We start from the raw sequence: 20,255 nt of genomic DNA, 5'->3' as shown, positions 1-20,255 counted from the left end.
GATTTTATAACACATGAAATATTTCAAAATTTTAATCATCCCCGCATTACTTATTGCAGTGCTTTCGATAAGTTGCGAGCGTGATGATATTTGTCCGGCCAGTACGCCTACTACACCACATTTAATCATCGATTTTCTGGACGTTAATAACAACGATAATCCCAAAAATGTTTTCGATTTGGTAGTAGCCGGTACAGATAACGAATCCATCCTGCCAGGGTACGCCTTTGTAAGTGCATCAACGGTATATCTCCCATTAAAAACCGATGCCAACAGCACACAATTTGTTCTTTTTAAAGAAGCTGAAATTAATGATAACGGTACGGAGGAAGATAGTAGTGATGATTTTATTGAGGGTAATCCAGATGTAATCACCATCAATTACAGCCGCGAGCAAGTGTTCGTTTCCCGTGCCTGCGGGTACAAAACCGTTTTTAAAAACGTTACCCTAACCATTGAACCCGACGAGGATAATTGGATGCTTTCCAGACAACCCTTAACCGATAACCAATCTGTAGAAGATGAAACCACAACACACTTTAATATTACGCATTAGTAGCCTTTTCGCCATTATACTTTTCAATGTTTCGGTTAGCGCTCAAAATGACAATATTGCTAGCGTTGAAACGGACACTACAAGAGTAAAACTAAAATACGGACTAAGAATTGGTGGCGATTTCGGGAAATTAATTCGTTCTTCACTTGACGATGATTATGCCGGCTTTGAAATTCAGGGAGATTACCGTTTAAAACGTGATTTGTATGTGGCCGGTGAAATAGGTTTTGAAGAAAAAAATACAGTAACCGATTATTTAGATATAACCAGTAAAGGCTCGTATATAAAAGCTGGAGTTGATTACAATATGTATGACAACTGGTTGGATATGGATAACATGATTTACGCCGGATTTAGAATTGGTGCAGCCAGTTTTAGCCAATATTTAAACAGCTTTACGGTGTATAACACGAACCAGTACTGGGCACCGCAACTCACTTCGAGTGACGGCGAATCCTTTAGTGGATTAACAGCCATTTGGGCAGAAATTATTTTAGGCATAAAGGTAGAGTTGATTAACAACCTGTATATGGGGCTAAATGCGCAATTGAAACTAAAAGCCAGCGAAACCGAACCCAACAATTTCCAAAATGTTTACATTCCTGGATTTGGAAAAACCTACGATAGCAGTGGTATTGGCGTAGGATACAGTTATTTTTTATCGTACCGTATTCCGTTGTATAAAAAGTATAAAGATGTTGAAAAGATTGAGGTTGAAGCTGAAGTAGAGCCTGAAACTGAGAACTAATTTAGAAATAAACATCTTTAATATCTAGCTGTAAACCAAAATTTTAAAGCTATTATTGGAGCATTCTTGTAAAAGTTAACTAATTTTGAGGCCAGAATTAAATAGGTAGTATCTCACCAAGTGTATAAAGTTTAATATCGAGGTAATGTTCTTGATATTTTTTGTTTAATTTTAAATTTAAAACAACTTTTTAGCTATAATTTATTGACGAAATAAAAAACGCAATCATTAATTTGATTGCGTTTTTACTTCTAACTTCAGTCTTAGTCTTCCGACTTCTAGCTTATTATTTCACTTCTTCAAAATCTACGTCTTCCACGTCGCTACCTTCGTTTGATTGGCCGTTTTGGCTCGCATCAGGTCCAGGTTGCGCTCCGCCAGCTTGTTGAGCTTCGGCTTGTGCTTTGTACATTTCTTCAGAGGCTACTTTCCAAGCTTCGTTAATTTTTTCTAAAGCGGGCTTGATTTGTGCCAAATCTTTAGTTTCGTAAGCTTTTTTCAACTCTTCCAAAGCATCTTCTACTGGCTTTTTCTTATCATCCGATAATTTATCACCAAACTCTTCCAATTGCTTTTCTGTTTGGAAAATCATAGAATCGGCTTCGTTCAATTTTTGGGCTTTTTCAGCTGCAGCTTTATCTGCTTCCGCGTTTGCTTCAGCATCAGCTTTCATCTTTTCGATTTCCTCTTCAGTCAACCCAGAAGACGCCTCAATTCTAATATCCTGTTTCTTACCAGTGGCTTTATCTTCCGCAGATACTTTGATGATACCGTTCGCATCAATATCGAAAGTCACCTCAATTTGTGGTGTACCACGACGTGCTGGTGGAATACCATCTAAGTGGAAACGACCAATGGTCTTGTTATCGGCTGCCATGGCTCGTTCACCTTGTAACACATGGATTTCTACAGATGGCTGATTATCGGCCGCTGTTGAGAATACCTGTGACTTTTTAGTTGGGATGGTGGTATTCGCCTCAATTAATTTGGTGAACACGTTACCCATGGTTTCGATACCAAGTGATAATGGCGTTACATCCAATAGAAGAACGTCTTTTACATCACCAGTTAATACTCCACCTTGGATACCGGCACCTAGAGATACTACCTCGTCTGGGTTAACCCCTTTACTTGGTGCTTTTCCGAAGAATTTCTCAACGGCTGCCTGTACCGCTGGGATACGGGTTGAACCACCTACCAAAATAACCTCGTCGATATCAGATTTTGATAAACCTGCTGCTTTTAAAGCTGCCTCGCATGGCTCGATAGTACGCTTTACTAAATCGTCGATTAGTTGCTCAAATTTAGAACGTGTTAACGTACGCACCAAGTGCTTTGGTCCACTTGCCGTAGCAGTGATGTATGGTAAGTTAATTTCTGTTTGTGCAGAAGAAGATAATTCAATCTTTGCTTTTTCAGCAGCTTCTTTTAAACGTTGTAAAGACATAGGGTCTTTACGTAAGTCCATGTTTTCTTCAGCTTGAAACTCATCAGCCAACCAGTTGATAATTTTTTCATCTACATCGTCACCACCTAAGTGTGTATCACCATCGGTAGATAGTACTTCAAATACACCATCACCCAATTCTAGGATAGATACATCGTGCGTACCACCACCAAAATCGAATACCACTATTTTTTGGTCTGTTCCTTTTTTATCCAATCCGTAAGCTAATGCTGCTGCAGTAGGCTCGTTAATAATACGCTCTACTTTTAAACCAGCAATTTCTCCGGCCTCTTTAGTCGCTTGACGCTGACTATCATTAAAGTAAGCAGGAACGGTAATTACCGCACGGCTTACGTCTTGTCCTAAATAATCTTCAGCAGTCTTCTTCATTTTTTGAAGAATCATAGCCGAAAGTTCTTGTGGCGTGTACAAACGACCTTCAATATCCACACGTGGCGTATCGTTATCGCCTTTTACTACTTTATATGGTACACGCTCTGCTTCGTTTTTAGATTCAGAATATTTATTACCCATAAAACGTTTAATTGAATAAACCGTTTTTGTAGGGTTAGTTACAGCTTGACGCTTTGCAGGGTCTCCTACTTTAATCTCGCCGCCTTCAACAAACGCAATTACAGATGGTGTAGTACGCTTACCTTCGGCATTTGGGATTACAACAGGCTCGTTCCCTTCCATTACCGAAACGCAAGAGTTTGTTGTTCCTAAATCAATTCCAATAATTTTACTCATAACTATGCTTTATTTGTGTTTTATAAATTTCCGCTTGCGCAGAAACGTTGTGTTCAATTTTAAATTCGGTTTGTATAAGTCAATCATTATGCCAACAAAAAAATACTGACACAGTGTCATGCTTTTATTTGTGTTCGGTCATAGTCGATGTTCTCAGCTCAAAAATCTTTTCTAACCTGCCAACCTGATTGGTTTTTCTAAAGATATTAGTACTAAGCAATGTAATCCCCTTCAAAAGAAAAGTTTAACAGTATATGGTTTATTTACTATTTTTGTCTGACAACTAATTCATAAAAATTAAGATGTCTACATCAAAAAAAGAATACAAGCGCATTACCGTAAAAACGTTGGTTGATATGAAAGCCAATGGCGAAAAAATATCAATGCTTACGGCCTACGATTATACCATGGCCAAGATAGTAGATAGTGCCGGTATTGATGTTATTTTGGTTGGTGACTCGGCCAGTAATGTTATGGCTGGCCACGAAACCACTTTGCCCATTACTTTAGACCAAATGATTTACCATGCCTCTTCGGTAATCCGTGCGGCAGAACGCAGTTTGGTGGTAGTCGATTTGCCTTTTGGAAGCTACCAAAGTGACCCCAAGGAAGCGTTGCGTTCGGCCATTAGAATTATGAAGGAAAGTGGTGCGCACTCCGTTAAATTAGAAGGAGGAAAAGAAATAAAGGATTCCATAAAACGTATTTTAAACGCTGGAATTCCAGTAATGGGGCACTTAGGCTTAACCCCACAATCTATTTATAAATTTGGAACTTATACTGTTCGTGCCAAAGAAGAAGAGGAAGCACAACGATTGATTGAAGATGCTAAAATGCTCGAGAAAATTGGTTGTTTTGCCATTGTTTTGGAAAAAATTCCAGCAGCTTTGGCAAAACAGGTGTCTGAAAGTGTGAGCATCCCAATCATTGGTATTGGTGCCGGAAATGATGTGGACGGGCAAGTTTTGGTTCTGCACGATATGTTGGGCATGACACACGAGTTCCACCCTCGATTTTTACGCCGTTACCTGAACTTGTACGACGATATGAGTAACGCTATTTCCCAGTACGTCGACGATGTGAAATCAAGGGATTTTCCCAATGACGAGGAGCAGTATTAATCTAGAAAGATTAGAAGAGTTAGATTTCTTAGATTAACCGATATATGCACAAATTCAAGGAATTGGAAATTTGGAAACGCAGTAGATTGTTTTGCTCTTCAATTTATGGGTTGACGAGCCAATTTCCAGACTCAGAAAAATTTGGAATGACCAACCAACTCAGACGGGCATCAGTTTCCATTCCATGTAATATAGCTGAAGGTTCTTCCCGAAAATCTAACAAAGATTTTTCTAGATTTTTAGAGATTACACTTGGGTCTTGTTATGAAATTGAGACACAACTATTGATTTCTTTTGATTTAAAGTTTATTTCAGAAGATGAATTAAAGCAAATGACTTCCGAATTGTCTGAAATCATAAAAATGGTTTCTAAATTCAAATCAATACTCAAAATCTAAAATTCTAGCATGTCTAAAGTTTTATCTAACAAATCTAATATACAGGTTCTTTACGAAGACAACCACATTATCATCATAAACAAACGGGCTGGCGATATTGTTCAAGGTGATAAAACGGGGGACAAACCGCTTAGCGATGTGGTTAAGGAATATATTAAGGACAAATACAACAAACCGGGCAATGTGTATTTGGGCACTGTACATCGGCTGGACCGTCCCACAACCGGGCTCGTAGTTTTTGCTAAAACCAGTAAGGCACTGCCACGGCTTAACAAACTGTTTGTTTCAAAAGACATTAAAAAAACGTATTGGGCTGTTGTAAAAAACCAACCACCCAAAGATGCCGACACCCTCATTAATTGGCTGAAGAAAAACCCAAAAAACAACAAATCGACCGCTCACACCAAAGAAGTAAAAGATAGCAAAAAAGCCATTTTGCATTATCAACTGCTAAAGACATTGGATAATTATTTTCTGTTGGAAGTGAATCTGGAAACCGGGCGCCACCATCAAATTCGCAGCCAACTATCGGCCATCGGATGTCCTATTAAAGGCGATTTAAAATATGGTTTCGACCGAAGTAACAAAGATGCAAGCATTCACCTGCACGCCAAACATATTGAATTCATTCATCCCGTAAAACAAGAGCCCGTTTCTGTTTCTGCCCCCCTACCCGATGATGTGATTTGGAGGGCTTGTTCAGAATAATTTTCTATATTTATAGAAAATTCTTTTGATTTCCATTCCAAACATTTTAGCTGCACAAAAAGACTTTTTTGCTTTACAGAAAACAAAAGAAGTCCATTTCAGAATCGACCTGCTTAAAGCCTTAAAAACCGAAATTCAAAGGAATGAACAGGCTATTTACGACGCTTTAAAAAAAGATTTTAAAAAATCGGAATTCGAAACCTTTTTAAGTGAATTCGGTTTAGTCATTTCAGAACTGAACTTAGCCATAAAAAACCTAAAAAAATGGAGCAAGCCCCAACGGGTAAAATCCTCCATTTTAACGTTCCCGTCATCAGATTACATTTATAAAGAACCTTATGGCAATGTGCTCATTATTGCTCCTTGGAATTACCCGTTTCTGTTGGCTCTCTCCCCACTAATTATGGCTATTGCTGCTGGTAATACGGTAGTTTTAAAACCCAGCGAACTTACGCAAAATACTTCAAAATTATTGACTAAAATCATCAGCACCGTATTTCCAAAAGAAATAACCATTTCAATTGAGGGCGATGCCGAAACAGCTACTCAATTACTCGCCCAAAAATGGGATTATATTTTTTTTACTGGTAGTGTTTCCGTGGGGAAAATTGTGGCAAAAGCAGCCGCTAAACATTTAACGCCGGTTACCTTAGAGTTAGGCGGTAAATCGCCCTGCATCATTGACGGTTCGATTGATTTAAAACTCACCGCCCGCCGATTGGCATGGGGCAAATTTTTAAATGGCGCACAAACCTGTATCGTGCCTGATTATGTCTTTGTTCATTCCAATATTAAATCTGATTTCATTGAAATTTTAAAAGCTGAAATCATAAAAATGTATGGAGAAAACCCAAAAACGTCACCCGATTTCCCAAGGATTATCAATCAAAAACATTTCGATAGGCTCAATAATCTTTTAAAAAATAAAACGATTGTTTTTGGAGGTGAAACAGATGAAAAAATGCTTTACATTTCACCTACAATCGTTGATAATCCTAGTTTTGAAAGTCCTATAATGAATGAAGAAATATTTGGCCCCATCCTTCCTATTCTTAGTTATAATTCAGAATCGGATATCAAAAAAATCATTCTCAACCAACCTAAACCTTTGGCCTTTTATGTGTTTTCGAAACATAAATCATTCGTTGAAAAAATGCTTAAAACCTATAGTTTTGGTGGTGGCGTAGTTAACGATACGCTTATTCATTTTGGCAATCAAAATCTTCCGTTTGGAGGTGTAGGATCTAGTGGTATGGGACAATACCATGGAAAGTATGGTTTTGATACGTTTTCGCATCACAAATCGGTGATAAAACGAGGCACTTGGTTCGATCCATCTCTTCGCTATGCTCCCTATAAAGACAAACTAAACCTAGTAAAAACGCTGTTTAAGCTCTTCGGTTGATTATTTTAGAAAACTTTAAAATTTCAAAAAAAACTAATCCCTAAAATTTCGATACATTTGCTTTTCAAATTTTGAATAAGCATTTATGAAGAATACAGCCCTAACCCAAACACACGAAGCGCTTGGCGCAAAGATGGTACCTTTTGCAGGTTTTAATATGCCCGTACAATACGAAGGCGTTAATGCAGAGCACGAAACCGTACGCCATGCGGTTGGTGTTTTTGATGTGTCTCACATGGGTGAGTTTTTAATTGAAGGCGAACAAGCCTTGCAACTCATTCAAAAAGTATCTAGCAATGATGCTTCAAAGCTTACCATAGGTAAGGCGCAATACAGCTGTATGCCCAACGAAAATGGCGGTATAGTTGACGATTTGATTATCTACCGCATTAAAGAAAACACCTATTTGTTGGTGGTTAACGCCAGTAATATTGAAAAGGATTGGAATTGGATTACATCGAAAAACGATGTTGGTGCGACCATGCGTAATTTAAGTGACGATTATTCTCTATTGGCTATTCAAGGCCCCAAAGCTGTCGAGGCCATGCAAAGTCTAACCAGTGAAGATTTATCGGCTATTAAATTCTACAATTTCGTAGTGGGCGATTTTGCGGGTATTGAGCACGTTATTATCTCCGCGACAGGTTATACCGGAAGTGGCGGATTTGAAATTTATTGCAAAAACAGCGAAGTGAAGCAAATTTGGGATAAGGTTTTTGAAGCTGGAAAAGATTTCGGTATTAAGCCCATAGGTTTGGCAGCCCGCGATACCCTGCGACTGGAAATGGGCTACTGCCTCTACGGAAATGATATTGACGATACCACTTCGCCCATTGAAGCCGGTTTGGTATGGATTACCAAGTTCACTAAAGATTTCACAAACTCGGAAGCCTTAAAGGCTGAAAAAGAACGTGGCCCAGAGCGCAAACTTATCGCTTTTGAATTGGACGAACGCGGTATTCCGCGCCAAGGTTACGATATTGTTGATAACAACGGGAAAACCATAGGCAATGTCACTTCGGGTACTATGTCGCCATCAATGGGCAAAGGCATTGGTTTGGGGTATGTGCCTGTCATTTTTTCGGAAGTTGGTAGCAAAATAAATATTCAAATACGCAAGAAAGCCATACCTGCCACCGTTGTAAAATTACCGTTTTACAAAGGGTAAAATACATTTTCAGTGCGAACGGATATGGGCAGAAGTGAAAATAACAAACATAGAATTCTAATTATTGGCGCCAGCGGTTTTTTGGGCGGCGCTATTTATAAAGAGCTCTGCCCCTATTTTAAAACTTACGGCACTTACAACGTTAGCAACAAATCATTTGAAAAGAATCAACATTTTTTTCAGTTTAATATTGAAGAAGATGATATTTACGAAATATTGGATTTGGTTCGCCCTACGGTGATTGTTTCCGCTTTGCGTGGTGATTTTTCAAAACAAGTATTGATGCATCAACATTTGGCCGAATATGTGTTCGCCAAGAAAGTGAGGTTGCTGTTTTTATCGTCAGCCAACGTGTTTGATGCCTACTCCAAATACCCAAGTTACGAAGACGATAAAACCTATAGCAACAGTATTTATGGGCATTTCAAAATAAAAATTGAAAACATGTTGTTGCGATTGCCCAAAAAGCAAGTTTCTATTTTAAGGTTGCCTATGGTTTTTGGAGCACAATCGCCCCGAGTGCAGGAAATTATCCAGAACATAAATACCGACGAACCGATTGAAATTTTCCCAAATTTAATCATGAATGTAACCACCGACTCGAAAGTCACACAACAAATTCATTATATCATAAACCGAAACAAATGCGGTATTTTCCATCTGGGAAGCAATGATTTGGTGCACCACGACGATTTTATCAAAGAAATTATTGAACATCTTGATGTAAAAAAGCTCCCGATTTTTAAGCAAGTTTACACCACAAATGATGACCGTTATCTGGCTGTTCTGCCAAAAACTAACAAGCTGCCCAATCATCTACAGCTAATGAGTCAGGATATTTTAACGGAATTAAAAATAAGTTGACTGGAAGTGCTTAAATCACTACTTTTAAACAAAACACAATATTATGAGCAAACTTTCAGAACAAGACATAGAAAAAAAATTACTTCGATTTCCAGATTGGGAATACTTTGATAATGCCCTTCACGCAGAATTCGAATTTGAAAATTTTAAGGATTGCTTTAGCGCCATGAGCCGTATTGCTTTTGAGTGCGAAGCATTAAACCACCACCCCAATTGGAGCAATGTGTATAATGTGCTTTCTATTTCGTTATCTACCCATGATGCTGGCGGAGTTACCGATAAAGACTTTAAATTGGCCGAAGCCATCGAAAATATTGTAGAGCCCGAAGACGAATAATAGTTTGTTTTTGGTCGGTAGATTTTTAAATTTGCGAAACAATATAATCCACTCCTTTACAGGGACAGAAGAATAAACATTTTTAATTATGGGAAGAGCTTTTGAGTTTAGAAAAGCAAGAAAAATGAAACGTTGGTCTGCCATGAGCAAAGCCTTTACACGTATTGGTAAAGATATTGTAATGGCCGTTAAGGAAGGTGGGCCAGATCCAGACAGCAACTCGCGTTTAAGGGCGGTAATACAAAACGCCAAGTCTGTAAATATGCCAAAAGACAATATTGAGCGTGCCATAAAACGAGCCAGCGATAAAAGTCAGGGCGATTATAAAGAAGTGGTTTTTGAAGGCTATGCACCGCACGGTATAGCTGTCTTGGTTGAAACGGCAACCGATAACAATACCAGAACCGTAGCCAATGTGCGCAGTTATTTTAACAAATGCGATGGCAGTTTGGGCACATCGGGTTCGGTGGTTTTTATGTTCGACCACACCTGTAATTTTAGAATTAATGCTGAAGGATTAGATCCTGAAGAAATTGAGCTGGAATTTATCGATTTCGGTGCCGAAGAAGTATTTGCCGATGATGATGGCATTTTAATTTACGCCCCTTTTGAAAGTTTTGGTGCCATTCAGGCCGAATTGGAAAAACGAGACATTGAAATTTTGTCGTCTGGATTTGAGCGTATTCCGCAGGTAACAAAACAACTTACCCCAGAGCAAGCTGAAGATGTTGAAAAACTCTTGGAAAAACTGGAAGAGGATGACGACGTACAGAACGTGTACCACACCATGGAAGAATCAGCGGAATAAACTATATTTTTACAGAGTGCTTTTTTAAGCACTCTTTTTTTATCAGTGACAATCAAAAAAAACAAATCTGTGGAAAATAATAAAACCATAAAATGGGGCATTATTGGCTGTGGTAATGTTACCGAAGTAAAAAGTGGCCCGCCATACCAATTAACCGATGGGTTTTCCATTGCAGCAGTAATGCGCAGGGATAAAGAAAAATTGAAAGATTACGCCAAGCGCCATAATATAGAAACCATTTACACAGATGCCGATGCACTGATAAACGACCATAATGTTGATGCCGTTTATATCGCTACCCCACCCGACACCCATAAAAAATATGCCTTAAAAGTAGCTGAAGCCGGTAAACCATGCTGTATTGAAAAACCTTTATCGCCAAGGTACTCTGAAAGTCTGGAGATTGTTGAGGCGTTTAAAAATAAAAACTTACCACTATTCGTAGCTTACTACCGAAGATCGCTTCCTCGATTTTTAAAGGTGAAGGAATGGCTCGATGCTGGATTTATTGGCGATGTGAGGCATATCAGTTCGCATTTAAGCAAACCTGCCAGTGAAACCGATGCACTTAAAGCTTACAACTGGCGTACTGACGCCAAAATAGCTCCTGCTGGATATTTTGACGATTTAGCCAGCCATGGCTTAGATTTATTCGCTTTTCTCTTGGGCGATTTTAAGGAAGCCAAGGGCATTAGTCTAAACCAACAAAAACTGTATTCTGCAAAAGATGCCGTAACGGCTTCATGGTTGCACGAATCGGGCGTGACCGGTTCTGGGGTTTGGAATTTTGGTTGCAATGGTCACCTGGACAAAACCACTATTTATGGCAGCAAAGGCACCATTGAATTTTCGGTATTTCATGAAAACCCGATTATTTTAAAAGCTGATGATAAAAGCGAAGAATTATTTATTGAAAACCCAAAACACATTCAGCAATACCATGTTGAAAACCTTCGCAATGATTTAATTTTAGATAAAATGAAACACCCTTCAACGGGTGAGACTGCATTGCATACCAGTTGGGTGATGGATAAAATTCTTGGTGAGTTATAAATAACTATACGACAAGAGTTTTAGAAAAACTTAACTCGTTTTTAATTTATCTTTTCTTAATTAGTTATCTGGAAGTGTTACAAATCCAAACCAAATCATTAAAATATATATGATGCACATCAGTGATGAGAAATTGAAGAACCAATCCCCGAACTTAAACATCCAAGGTGCTTTATCAAATATTTGGGGATTGTTTCTTTGATGCCATTCCCTCATTTTAGTCATTATCATTTTTCCAGCAAATTTTGTTAAAAAAAATCCAAAAAGAAAGAATAGGGAAAGCTTAATCTTAAAAGGCATTTTGAAAATTTTAATATTGAAAAACTGAATATTTATTACCTAGACTTAACATTTCTAACATAAATCAACTTAAATCTGGAGTTGGATTGGTTACGCTCTTCCAATTCAAATTGCGGTAACGATTTAAACAACGGTGTCAACTTTTGGAAACCAAAATTACGCGAATCGAAATTAGGCTGCTTCTTTATGATTAATGTGCCAACATCGCCTAAAAACGCCCAGCCATCATCATCTGCCGCATCATCAACGGAGTTTTTCAGTAGTTTAATAACTTTTGGGGTAATATTATATAAGTTCGATTTTTTTCGTTTACGCCCTTTTTCATCTTTATCGTTTTCATCGCTTCCTCCTAAAATTTCCAAATAGATAAATTTATCGCAAGCCACGATAAACGGGTCGGGCGTTTTCTTTTCCCCCATTCCATAAACCACCATTCCTGCCTCGCGCAATCTGGTGGCCAGTTTCGTAAAATCACTATCGGATGATACCAAACAAAAACCGTTCACTTTTTCAGAATACAAAATATCCATGGCATCAATAATCATAGCCGAGTCTGTGGCATTTTTTCCACTGGTATAACTGTATTGTTGTATCGGGTTTATAGCATGCTCGAGCAAAACTTTTTTCCATTTGGTGAGGTATGGTTTGGTCCAATCACCGTAAATTCGTTTTATAGTGGGGGTGCCATATTTGGTGATTTCTTCCATCATTTCGCTAATGTACTTTGACGGGATATTGTCGCCATCAATCAACACGGCAATTTTAATGTCTTTTATCATAATGGTTAAATATACCGAAATTAAACAGCTGGTGTCAATTCTGTTTTCATTTTTTAACTTTTATTTTGGTTCTGTCCCTTTAAATTATAACTATTTTTAGAGCGACTAATTCAAATAATTATAAAAAATGATTTCAAAAAAGCGTAGCCTAATTTGGGCCTGCATGATATTTGCAATTTGTTTTGTGCTTTCTCCAACTAACCTCGACGCCCAAAACAAAAAAAAGAAAAGAAAAAAGGAGGACAAAACAGAGTCTGTAACCACTGCCGAAAAAACGGGTAAGGCAAAAAGCATTGCCGAACTGGTAAAATCCAGCAAAAAAATAGACGGGCTTTTTCCTATTTATCAAGATACCATCACAGGATCTATACAACTCGTAATTTCTGAAGACCAAATAGGTAAAGAGTACATTTATTTTAGCCAAATTGCCGATGGAGTTATGGATGCTGGCCGAATGAATCGTGGCTCTTATAGAGGCTCTAAAGTGTTCAAAATTGAAAAATACTTCAATACGATTGAATTTATTACACAAAATACTTCGTTTTACTTTGACCCGGAAAATGCCTTATCCAAATCTAAGGATGCTAACATCAGTCAAGGGGTATTGGCGAGTATCAAAATAGAATCTCAGGACACAGAAAAAGGCTTGTACCTGATAAAAGCAGACGACCTCTTTTTAAAGGAAACATGGTCTCAAATTAAACCTCCATCAAACCCAAAAAATTCTTCATCGGCGTTTAAATTAGGAAGTTTAAGCAAAGAGAAAACTAAAATTAGGAAGATTAAAAACTACTCAAAAAATACCGATTTGGTTATTGAATATGTTTACTCTACACCCCAGCCAACAAACAATGGCTCTAATGCGGTTGCTGATGCACGGAACGTAAGTATAAAAGTATACCACAGCTTGATTTCTATACCTGAAAACGATTACCAAGTTAGGTTTGACGACCCTCGTGTTGGCTATTTTATGACTCAAGTAGACGACCAAACATCTACGAGTACAACCCCCTATCGGGATATTATACACCGCTGGCACCTAAAAAAGAAAAATCCTGAATTGGAAATTTCAGAGCCCGTTGAGCCTATTGTTTGGTGGATGGAAAATTCTACCCCAGTAGAATGGCGAGAAACGATAAAAGAAGGTGTTTTGCAGTGGAACAAAGCTTTTGAAAAAGCAGGCTTTAAAAATGCAATAGTAGTAAAGCAACAACCCGACGATGCCACTTGGGATGCCGGCGATCTACAGTATAACGTTTTGCGTTGGACTTCTTCTCCTAATCCGCCATTTGGAGGTTATGGACCAAGTTTGGTGAATCCAAAAACCGGTCAGATTCTAGGAGCAGATATTATGCTGGAATTTGTGCATTTTACAAATCGCGTATTTTACGATAAACTTTACGACCCCATTAGTTCGAGCAACCATAATATTTCAGAGCACTCAACTGAGGTACACCATCAGTATTGCTCAATGGGTCATCAGCTGCATCAAGATTTACAGTTTGCGCATGCTGCATTGGCCACAGGCGATTCTGACATGGAACTGAAACGCTTGAAAAAAGAAGCCATGTTGGCATTGATTATGCATGAAGTTGGCCATACTTTAGGGTTAAATCACAACATGAAGGCTAGCCAATTATTCTCCCCTGAACAATTGTCTAATCCCGAATTTATTGAAGGCAAATGTTTGTCTGCTTCAGTAATGGACTATGCAGCTTTAAATATCACCAAAGATCGCTCCAAACAAGGACAGTATACTGATGTTACAGTAGGGCCTTATGATATTTGGGCAATCCAGTTTGGCTACACCCCTTTTAAAACCAAACAAGAAAAGCAAGATTTGCTCAACAAATCCACAAACCATGAATTAAATTTTGGTAATGATGCAGACGATATGCGCTCTTCCAGTGGGGGCATTGACCCTCGCGTTATGGTTTCAGACCTATCCAGTGATGCCATTAGCTATGCCGTTGATAGAATTGAACTATCCGACGATTTAATGGGCAAACTAAAGTTTAAGTTTGTTAAAAATGACCAATATTATGATGCATTAAAAAGGGCTTTCTTTCTGTTGAACTCCCAAAAAGGCACCATGGCCAAGGTTATTTCCAGGTACATTGGCGGCGTTTATGTAGAGCGCAACTACCCAGGGCAAGAACAAGGCAAACAACCCTACACCCCGGTGAGTTTGGAAGATCAAAAAAGAGCTATGGCTGCGCTTAAAAAATATGTGTTTGCGCCAGATGCTTTTAAAAGCCCGAATGAACTCTATAATTATTTAGCGGAACAGCGTCGTGGTTTTGATTTTAGAAAAGGCCCGGAAGACCCTAAAATTCATAATATGGTTTTAGGTTACCAGAAGCAAGTATTGGATCATTTACTACACCCTAACACGCTTCAACGCATAGTGGATTCAGAGTTGTACGGAAATGAATATACCCTATCGCACTTTATGAAAGATTTAAATGATGCTATTTTTAAAGCTGACGTTTACAGTACACAAATCAACTCGTTCAGGCAGAATTTGCAGTTGGAATATGTAAACAAGTTAATAGCTATTTTGTCAGGAAAGTCTAGTGATTCTTATGTGAATAATGCCAAGTCTATGGCTTTATACTATTTAAATGAAATTAAAAATATGGCCAATAATACTGGCGACCTTGGCACAAAAGCCCATAAACTACATTTGAGAACTATAATTGAAAATGCACTGGATGAGATGAAATAAGATTAGTTCCCAATTTAATAAAATGAAAAAAGCTACTGCTGTTTAAGAGTAGCTTTTATTTTATAACGAGCAAATGTTTCTTTTTAGGGACAAATAATTGTTTACTTTATGTTTCATTAACTCACTAATAAAGAAACAAATACCGTGCCAAACCATTGGATTTCAATACATCAAAAATGGCTGTGACTGTACTAAAATTTACATTTTTTGATAAAGCGATTTTAATTTTTCGCGTGAAATGAGTTTTTCCCAATTCTTCCCTAGCGCATTTTCCCATAGCGGAGTTAAGCTTAGGGCTATGTTAATCATAACATCAAAGTCTTCATCGCTTAAATGAGCACAAATGCCTTGTGGCAATTCAATGTTATGTTTTGCCTTCATTTGTTTAAAAAGCTCAACGCCATCTGGGTAGAATTCCTCTAAATGGTCAAAAACGATGCAGTTGCCAATACCGTGTTTGGTGCCCAATAAATAGGCCAAACCATAACTCATGGCATGTGCCACACCTACTTGAGAGTAGGCGATACTCATGCCGCCATGCCAGGAGGCCATCATTAGTTTTTCGCGTGACTCTTCTTCAGTTAAATTATTGTCCAAAAACACTTCTTTGCAAAGCCGATATGCCATGTCTCCATAACTTTGACTAAACGTGTTCAAGTAACTGCCACTTAACGATTCTATACAGTGGATATAGCAATCCATACCCGTGTAAAACCATTGATTGTGCTCTACTTCTTCCGTAAGGTCGGAATCTAAAATAACCTGATCGAAAGGAGTGTAGTCTGAATTTATGCCTAACTTTCTAGTGGGGCCCGTTAACACAGTGGTTCTAGATACCTCGGCTCCAGTTCCTGAAATGGTAGGAATCCCCACATGGTAAATGGCCGGATTTTTTACTAAATCCCAGCCTTGGTAATCTTTAGATTCGCCTTCGTTAGTGAGCATAATGGAAACAGCCTTAGCCAAATCGAGCAAGGTACCCCCACCAATACCAATGATGCCTGATGGACGCTCTTTCGACATTAAAATAATGTCTTCAACCAATTGATCTACCTGCGAAGTTTTAGGTTCTTCTTCTGCGGAAATAAAAATGATCTTATCGTCGTAAGACAATGAAATCCTTGATAATAATGATGTGTTGCCCTTAAAAACATCATCAACCAAAAAAATAAAAGGCGCATGGATGCTCAAGCGCTTTGGGGCAATTATTTCGTTTAATTGGTTGAAACTACCTCTGCCAAAAATAACTCTTGGCACCATTGGAAAGTTTTTATGACTCATTTAAGTTAATTTTCTTCTTTTTTCAAAAAGCAAAAGTACTATTATTTTAAATTATGCTCCTTTTAATTAAACTTTAAATCTATTTTCCTAACTGCAAACCCTGTAAGGTTTTTATTTTAAAATTGTTAAGAGTTTCTTTAATGAACTTATGGTTTTGTAAGACTTGCCATTTTTTTCTTCCTCTGTTACTTCTTCGTGCGCCCAAGTGGTGTGAAAAGGCACATGGATAGCATTGGCTTTAATGTTTACCAATGGCAATACGTCAGATTTAAGTGAATTACCGACCATTAAAAATTCTGATGGCGATATATCTAAATGATTCAGCAATTTTGAATAATTAGGTTCTTTTTTATCGCTCAACACTTCAATATGATGGAAATACTTGGTTAATCCCGATTTTTCCAATTTGCGTTCCTGATCTAACAAATCGCCTTTTGTTGCTAAAATCAACCTATACTTTTGCGATAGATTTTCTAACACTTCCTCTACCCCATCAAGTAGTTCAACGGGCTTATTAAGCATGTCTTTTCCAATATTTAAAATGGATTCAATAATATTGGGTGCAACTTGATAGTTTGACAATTCTAAAGCCGATTCTACCATCGATAGCGTAAATGCCTTAACGCCGTAGCCATACAACCCCAAATTGTCGATTTCCATTTTAAACAACTCTTGGTCTATTTTATTGGGCGTCTCGTATTTGGAAAGTAATTTGGCAAATTCGGCTTCGGCTTCCCTAAAATAGGTTTCGTTAACCCATAGGGTATCGTCGGCATCAAAGCCAATAACTTTTATGTTACTGTAATCTATTTCCATATTTTTTTGGCGCGCTCTAAATCTTCGGGCGTATCGATTTCAATGCCTTCACTATCGGTTTCAATCATTTTAATGCGCTTGCCATACTCCAAATAGCGCAATTGTTCCAGTTTTTCCGAAGCTTCCAATGGCATCATCGGCAAGTTATAAAAATCCAAAATAGCCTGTTTTCTAAAAGCATAAACCCCTTTATGTTTATAATATTTGACGCCCACATTTTTGGCACGCGCATACGGAATGGGGCTTCTTGAAAAATACAGCGCAAAGTTGGATTTATCAATAATAACTTTTACTGTATTAGGATTTTGTATTTCGTCTTCATCAGTGATTTCTACCATCAAAGAGGCCAAATCCACTTCTTTTTTGGTGTCGTTTTTAAAAACATCAATAAGCTTTTCCAGAGATTCGCGATCGGTAAAAGGCTCGTCGCCCTGAACATTTATCACCACATCAATATCCATGAACTCCACAGCTTCAGCAATTCGGTCGCTTCCACATTCGTGCTCCTTTTTGCTCATTATGGCCTTGCCGCCGTTATTTACTATTTCTTTAAAAATAATATCGCTATCGGTCACTACAAATACATCGTCGAACAGGTTGGTAGCCACCGTAGCTTCGTAAGTGCGGCGTATTACCGATTTTCCGCCAAGATCCTGCATAAGCTTCCCGGGGAAACGTGATGCGCTGTAGCGGGCAGGTATCATTGAAATTATTTTCATTTTTAAATACTCTTTATTCTACACAATGAAATTCAGTTGAAACGGGTGAGCCCTTTGAAATAAGGTACCCATAAAATTGAAATTCAACATTAATTCTGTTGTCAAATGTACTATAAATATCAAAGGTTTTCGGTATTAGCCGATTTAAACTTTTTGTACAGTTTGAAAATTACAAATAATATGAAGATTACCAAAAAGGCCGCCAAAATGGGTGCAAATAGTGAAATGATTGACATGGCTACCGATGTGCCCGTTTCTAGCGCAGAAACAACAGGGTTGCCCAAACCGCCTGTGGTTGCTGTTGATGCCAATCGTGTGGTACTTGATGTACCTGCCACTGCGGCTGCGGTACCCCCACCCGCGATTATGGCCAACGACCATGTTACCACCGGACTTAAATCGGCCACTGTTGAAAGCATGATTGTCGTGCCTGCCAATGCCGCCAAAGGCACAGCAATACTGTCCAGCAAATTGTCGATGTAAGGAATAAAATAGGCAAAGACTTCAACCAAAGTGGCTACGCCCAAAGTGATTAATGCTGCGGTACTTCCAACCCATTGCCACGATTCGTTGAGTTGCCAAACGTCAAAATACGAGGCTAAACTCAAAGCGAATAACGGTAAAAACACCCTAAAGCCCACCGAAGCTGATAGACCGATGCCAAGACAAATACTGATTATGGTTTCCACAGACATAATATTAATGACAACGTGTATTACTCGAATTTTGAAATATTGAAAACAGAAAGCTCCATTACTATAAAAACTTTTCTTCAAAAAACTCATCCTTAAAACCAATAAGATACAACTTTTCTTTGGCACGCGTAACGGCGGTGTACAGCCAACGTAAATATTCCTTATCGATGCCATTGGGCAAATACGGTTGCTCTACAAAAACGGTTTGCCATTGCCCGCCCTGCGATTTATGGCAGGTTATGGCATACGAAAATTTAACTTGCAAGGCATTAAAATGTTTGCTTGCCTTTACTTTTAAAAACTTTTTGTATTTACTGGTTTCGCTTTCAAAATCTTTCATCACTTCTTCATAAAGTTTATTAGAGTCTTCATAAGAGAGCGAAGGCGTTTCGGCGTCAATGGTATTCAACAGTAAAACGGTTTCAAAGGGTTGCATACGTGGGTAATCCACCATCCTTACCTTTACTTCGGCAAAACGGAAACCGTACAGCTCTTGTATTTTGAAAATTTCCAAAACCTCAATAATATCGCCATTGGCAATAAAACCGGCTTCAGTTGTGGGTTTTATCCAGAAATAATTGTTTTTAACCACCATGAGGTAATCGCCCGGTGTCAATTCGTTTTCATTGAATAAAATCCGACTCCTAATTTGTTGATTGTACAAATTGGCCCGTTTGTTACTTCGTACCACAATGGCGGTTTCTTCCATGCCATTTTCACTGTAAGCTTCATTAATGGCATCCATAATTTCGTAACCGTCCACCAAACGCACAATATCCTTATAAGGTGCCAAATCGAATTTAAAGCTGTCGAAAATCTCATTTAAAAGCAGTTCTCGCAACACGGTGGCATTGGCCAAAATACCTGAATCTTGCTCTTGGCGCACCACCTCATCGAGTTCCATTTTGGCAACTTCTTTATTGTAATTGAGTCCGAGGTTGTCTTCGTTCAAAGCCGGACTCAAATCCAATTTTACGGGCGGCAACTGTGCGGTATCGCCAATTAAAAGTAATTTGCATTGGTGGCCGGAATAGACGTATTGCATCAAATCGTCCAGCAAGGATCCGTTTTCAAACAATTTCGATTCTCCCGGAGTATCGGGTATCATTGAGGCTTCGTCAACAATAAAAATGGTATTTTTGTGTTTGTTGGGCTGCAAAACAAATTTGACTCCTCCGCCCCTTTCTTTCCTCGGGAAATATATTTTTTTATGGATTGTAAAGGCTTCCTTCCCCGAGTAATTGGAAATTACTTTGGCAGCCCTGCCTGTTGGAGCCATTAAAACCGCACTTTTTTTAGCTTTCCATAAATTACTTACTATTGACCCCACAATAGTGGTTTTTCCCGTACCGGCATACCCCTTCAACACATAAAGCGCATTGGGGCGTTTGGTAAAAATAAATTCTGCCAATTGTTGCAAAACAACATTTTGTTTTAGTGTAGGTTGAAACGGAAACTGCTGTTTTAAAAGCGAATAGAACTCGGGAGCTGTCATTTGAGGGTTTTCGGGGTTAATAATTTATTCAAATATAAAAATGATTTTACCGAACATTGTTTTTACGATTAAAAAAAAA

General features: G+C 38.4%; 19 protein-coding genes. 12 read left to right on the top strand and 7 right to left on the bottom strand.

Annotation, left to right across the window (positions count from 1 at the left end):
* Positions 1–13 precede the first annotated feature (13 nt).
* Both ABI125_09200 and ABI125_09195 read left to right on the top strand, forming a co-directional pair.
* The gene (locus tag ABI125_09200; GenBank protein ID XCF04902.1) at positions 14–556 is read left to right on the top strand and encodes a DUF6452 family protein; all 543 of its coding nucleotides are present in this window, start codon (positions 14–16) and stop codon (positions 554–556) included.
* Positions 522–1,304 (top strand): DUF6048 family protein, encoded by a 783-nt coding sequence (locus ABI125_09195; protein ID XCF04901.1) that lies wholly within the window; start codon positions 522–524, stop codon positions 1,302–1,304. Before ABI125_09200 ends, ABI125_09195 begins: the two co-directional genes overlap by 35 nt.
* 286 nt (positions 1,305–1,590) lie before the next feature.
* Here ABI125_09195 and dnaK read toward each other — a convergent pair whose 3' ends face one another.
* Positions 1,591–3,501, bottom strand: coding sequence for a molecular chaperone DnaK (gene dnaK, locus ABI125_09190; protein ID XCF04900.1), 1,911 nt, complete (start codon positions 3,499–3,501; stop codon positions 1,591–1,593).
* A gap of 302 nt (positions 3,502–3,803) precedes the next feature.
* Here dnaK and panB point away from each other — a divergent pair, with 302 nt between their 5' ends.
* The 9 genes from panB to ABI125_09145 all read left to right on the top strand — a co-directional run bounded on the left by panB (position 3,804) and on the right by ABI125_09145 (position 11,363).
* The gene (gene panB, locus ABI125_09185) at positions 3,804–4,622 is read left to right on the top strand and encodes a 3-methyl-2-oxobutanoate hydroxymethyltransferase (protein ID XCF04899.1); all 819 of its coding nucleotides are present in this window, start codon (positions 3,804–3,806) and stop codon (positions 4,620–4,622) included.
* A 44-nt stretch (positions 4,623–4,666) separates the two neighbouring features.
* A complete protein-coding gene (locus tag ABI125_09180) occupies positions 4,667–5,020 on the top strand; it encodes a four helix bundle protein (protein XCF04898.1) in 354 nt (117 codons plus the stop codon).
* Between the two features lie 9 nt (positions 5,021–5,029).
* The gene (locus tag ABI125_09175; GenBank protein ID XCF04897.1) at positions 5,030–5,728 is read left to right on the top strand and encodes an RNA pseudouridine synthase; all 699 of its coding nucleotides are present in this window, start codon (positions 5,030–5,032) and stop codon (positions 5,726–5,728) included.
* Positions 5,729–5,756: 28 nt separating this feature from the next.
* Positions 5,757–7,133, top strand: coding sequence for an aldehyde dehydrogenase (locus ABI125_09170; protein XCF07894.1), 1,377 nt, complete (start codon positions 5,757–5,759; stop codon positions 7,131–7,133).
* An 85-nt stretch (positions 7,134–7,218) separates the two neighbouring features.
* Entirely contained in the window at positions 7,219–8,301 is a 1,083-nt protein-coding gene (gcvT, locus tag ABI125_09165; GenBank protein ID XCF04896.1) for a glycine cleavage system aminomethyltransferase GcvT, read from the top strand.
* A 24-nt stretch (positions 8,302–8,325) separates the two neighbouring features.
* Positions 8,326–9,165, top strand: a complete 840-nt coding sequence (locus ABI125_09160) for a sugar nucleotide-binding protein (GenBank protein XCF07893.1) — start codon at positions 8,326–8,328, stop codon at positions 9,163–9,165.
* A 43-nt stretch (positions 9,166–9,208) separates the two neighbouring features.
* Positions 9,209–9,502, top strand: a complete 294-nt coding sequence (locus tag ABI125_09155) for a 4a-hydroxytetrahydrobiopterin dehydratase (protein ID XCF04895.1) — start codon at positions 9,209–9,211, stop codon at positions 9,500–9,502.
* A gap of 88 nt (positions 9,503–9,590) precedes the next feature.
* A complete protein-coding gene (locus tag ABI125_09150; protein XCF04894.1) occupies positions 9,591–10,310 on the top strand; it encodes a YebC/PmpR family DNA-binding transcriptional regulator in 720 nt (239 codons plus the stop codon).
* A gap of 69 nt (positions 10,311–10,379) precedes the next feature.
* Entirely contained in the window at positions 10,380–11,363 is a 984-nt protein-coding gene (locus tag ABI125_09145; GenBank protein XCF04893.1) for a Gfo/Idh/MocA family oxidoreductase, read from the top strand.
* A gap of 335 nt (positions 11,364–11,698) precedes the next feature.
* On the opposite strand, the gene ABI125_09140 is transcribed toward ABI125_09145, so the two are convergent.
* Positions 11,699–12,442, bottom strand: a complete 744-nt coding sequence (locus ABI125_09140; protein XCF04892.1) for an NYN domain-containing protein — start codon at positions 12,440–12,442, stop codon at positions 11,699–11,701.
* A 163-nt stretch (positions 12,443–12,605) separates the two neighbouring features.
* Between ABI125_09140 and ABI125_09135 the strand changes: the two genes are divergently transcribed.
* A complete protein-coding gene (locus tag ABI125_09135; GenBank protein XCF04891.1) occupies positions 12,606–15,170 on the top strand; it encodes a zinc-dependent metalloprotease in 2,565 nt (854 codons plus the stop codon).
* Between the two features lie 198 nt (positions 15,171–15,368).
* Here the strand turns inward: ABI125_09135 and ABI125_09130 are convergent, their stop codons facing one another.
* The 5 genes from ABI125_09130 to ABI125_09110 form a co-directional block, all read right to left on the bottom strand.
* Positions 15,369–16,451, bottom strand: coding sequence for an iron-containing alcohol dehydrogenase family protein (locus ABI125_09130; protein XCF04890.1), 1,083 nt, complete (start codon positions 16,449–16,451; stop codon positions 15,369–15,371).
* A gap of 111 nt (positions 16,452–16,562) precedes the next feature.
* Positions 16,563–17,267: an HAD family hydrolase gene (locus ABI125_09125; protein XCF04889.1), complete on the bottom strand. Its 705-nt coding sequence runs from the start codon at positions 17,265–17,267 to the stop codon at positions 16,563–16,565.
* Entirely contained in the window at positions 17,258–17,986 is a 729-nt protein-coding gene (kdsB, locus tag ABI125_09120) for a 3-deoxy-manno-octulosonate cytidylyltransferase (GenBank protein XCF04888.1), read from the bottom strand. The genes ABI125_09125 and kdsB overlap by 10 nt, the downstream gene beginning before the upstream one ends.
* Before the next feature lie 119 nt (positions 17,987–18,105).
* A complete protein-coding gene (locus ABI125_09115) occupies positions 18,106–18,681 on the bottom strand; it encodes a DUF4126 domain-containing protein (protein ID XCF04887.1) in 576 nt (191 codons plus the stop codon).
* A 61-nt stretch (positions 18,682–18,742) separates the two neighbouring features.
* Positions 18,743–20,176, bottom strand: a complete 1,434-nt coding sequence (locus ABI125_09110) for an ATP-binding domain-containing protein (protein ID XCF04886.1) — start codon at positions 20,174–20,176, stop codon at positions 18,743–18,745.
* Between the last annotated feature and the right edge of the window lie 79 nt (positions 20,177–20,255).

Source organism: Tamlana crocina, from assembly GCA_040429635.1.
Classification (GTDB): Bacteria; Bacteroidota; Bacteroidia; order Flavobacteriales; family Flavobacteriaceae; genus Flavisericum; species Flavisericum crocinum.
This window is presented reverse-complemented; position numbering and strand designations above follow the sequence as displayed.

Excerpts from the sequence above, each read along its gene's own strand:
- ABI125_09175 (XCF04897.1), top strand. The coding sequence starts at position 5,030 with ATGTCTAAAGTTTTATCTAACAAATCTAATATACAGGTTCTTTACGAA.
- ABI125_09195 (XCF04901.1), top strand. The coding sequence starts at position 522 with ATGAAACCACAACACACTTTAATATTACGCATTAGTAGCCTTTTCGCC.
- ABI125_09130 (XCF04890.1), bottom strand. The coding sequence starts at position 16,451 with ATGAGTCATAAAAACTTTCCAATGGTGCCAAGAGTTATTTTTGGCAGA.
- panB (XCF04899.1), top strand. The coding sequence starts at position 3,804 with ATGTCTACATCAAAAAAAGAATACAAGCGCATTACCGTAAAAACGTTG.
- ABI125_09155 (XCF04895.1), top strand. The coding sequence starts at position 9,209 with ATGAGCAAACTTTCAGAACAAGACATAGAAAAAAAATTACTTCGATTT.
- ABI125_09135 (XCF04891.1), top strand. The coding sequence starts at position 12,606 with ATGATATTTGCAATTTGTTTTGTGCTTTCTCCAACTAACCTCGACGCC.
- ABI125_09110 (XCF04886.1), bottom strand. The coding sequence starts at position 20,176 with ATGACAGCTCCCGAGTTCTATTCGCTTTTAAAACAGCAGTTTCCGTTT.
- dnaK (XCF04900.1), bottom strand. The coding sequence starts at position 3,501 with ATGAGTAAAATTATTGGAATTGATTTAGGAACAACAAACTCTTGCGTT.
- ABI125_09180 (XCF04898.1), top strand. The coding sequence starts at position 4,667 with ATGCACAAATTCAAGGAATTGGAAATTTGGAAACGCAGTAGATTGTTT.
- gcvT (XCF04896.1), top strand. The coding sequence starts at position 7,219 with ATGAAGAATACAGCCCTAACCCAAACACACGAAGCGCTTGGCGCAAAG.
- kdsB (XCF04888.1), bottom strand. The coding sequence starts at position 17,986 with ATGAAAATAATTTCAATGATACCTGCCCGCTACAGCGCATCACGTTTC.
- ABI125_09160 (XCF07893.1), top strand. The coding sequence starts at position 8,326 with ATGGGCAGAAGTGAAAATAACAAACATAGAATTCTAATTATTGGCGCC.
- ABI125_09140 (XCF04892.1), bottom strand. The coding sequence starts at position 12,442 with ATGATAAAAGACATTAAAATTGCCGTGTTGATTGATGGCGACAATATC.
- ABI125_09150 (XCF04894.1), top strand. The coding sequence starts at position 9,591 with ATGGGAAGAGCTTTTGAGTTTAGAAAAGCAAGAAAAATGAAACGTTGG.
- ABI125_09200 (XCF04902.1), top strand. The coding sequence starts at position 14 with ATGAAATATTTCAAAATTTTAATCATCCCCGCATTACTTATTGCAGTG.
- ABI125_09125 (XCF04889.1), bottom strand. The coding sequence starts at position 17,267 with ATGGAAATAGATTACAGTAACATAAAAGTTATTGGCTTTGATGCCGAC.
- ABI125_09115 (XCF04887.1), bottom strand. The coding sequence starts at position 18,681 with ATGTCTGTGGAAACCATAATCAGTATTTGTCTTGGCATCGGTCTATCA.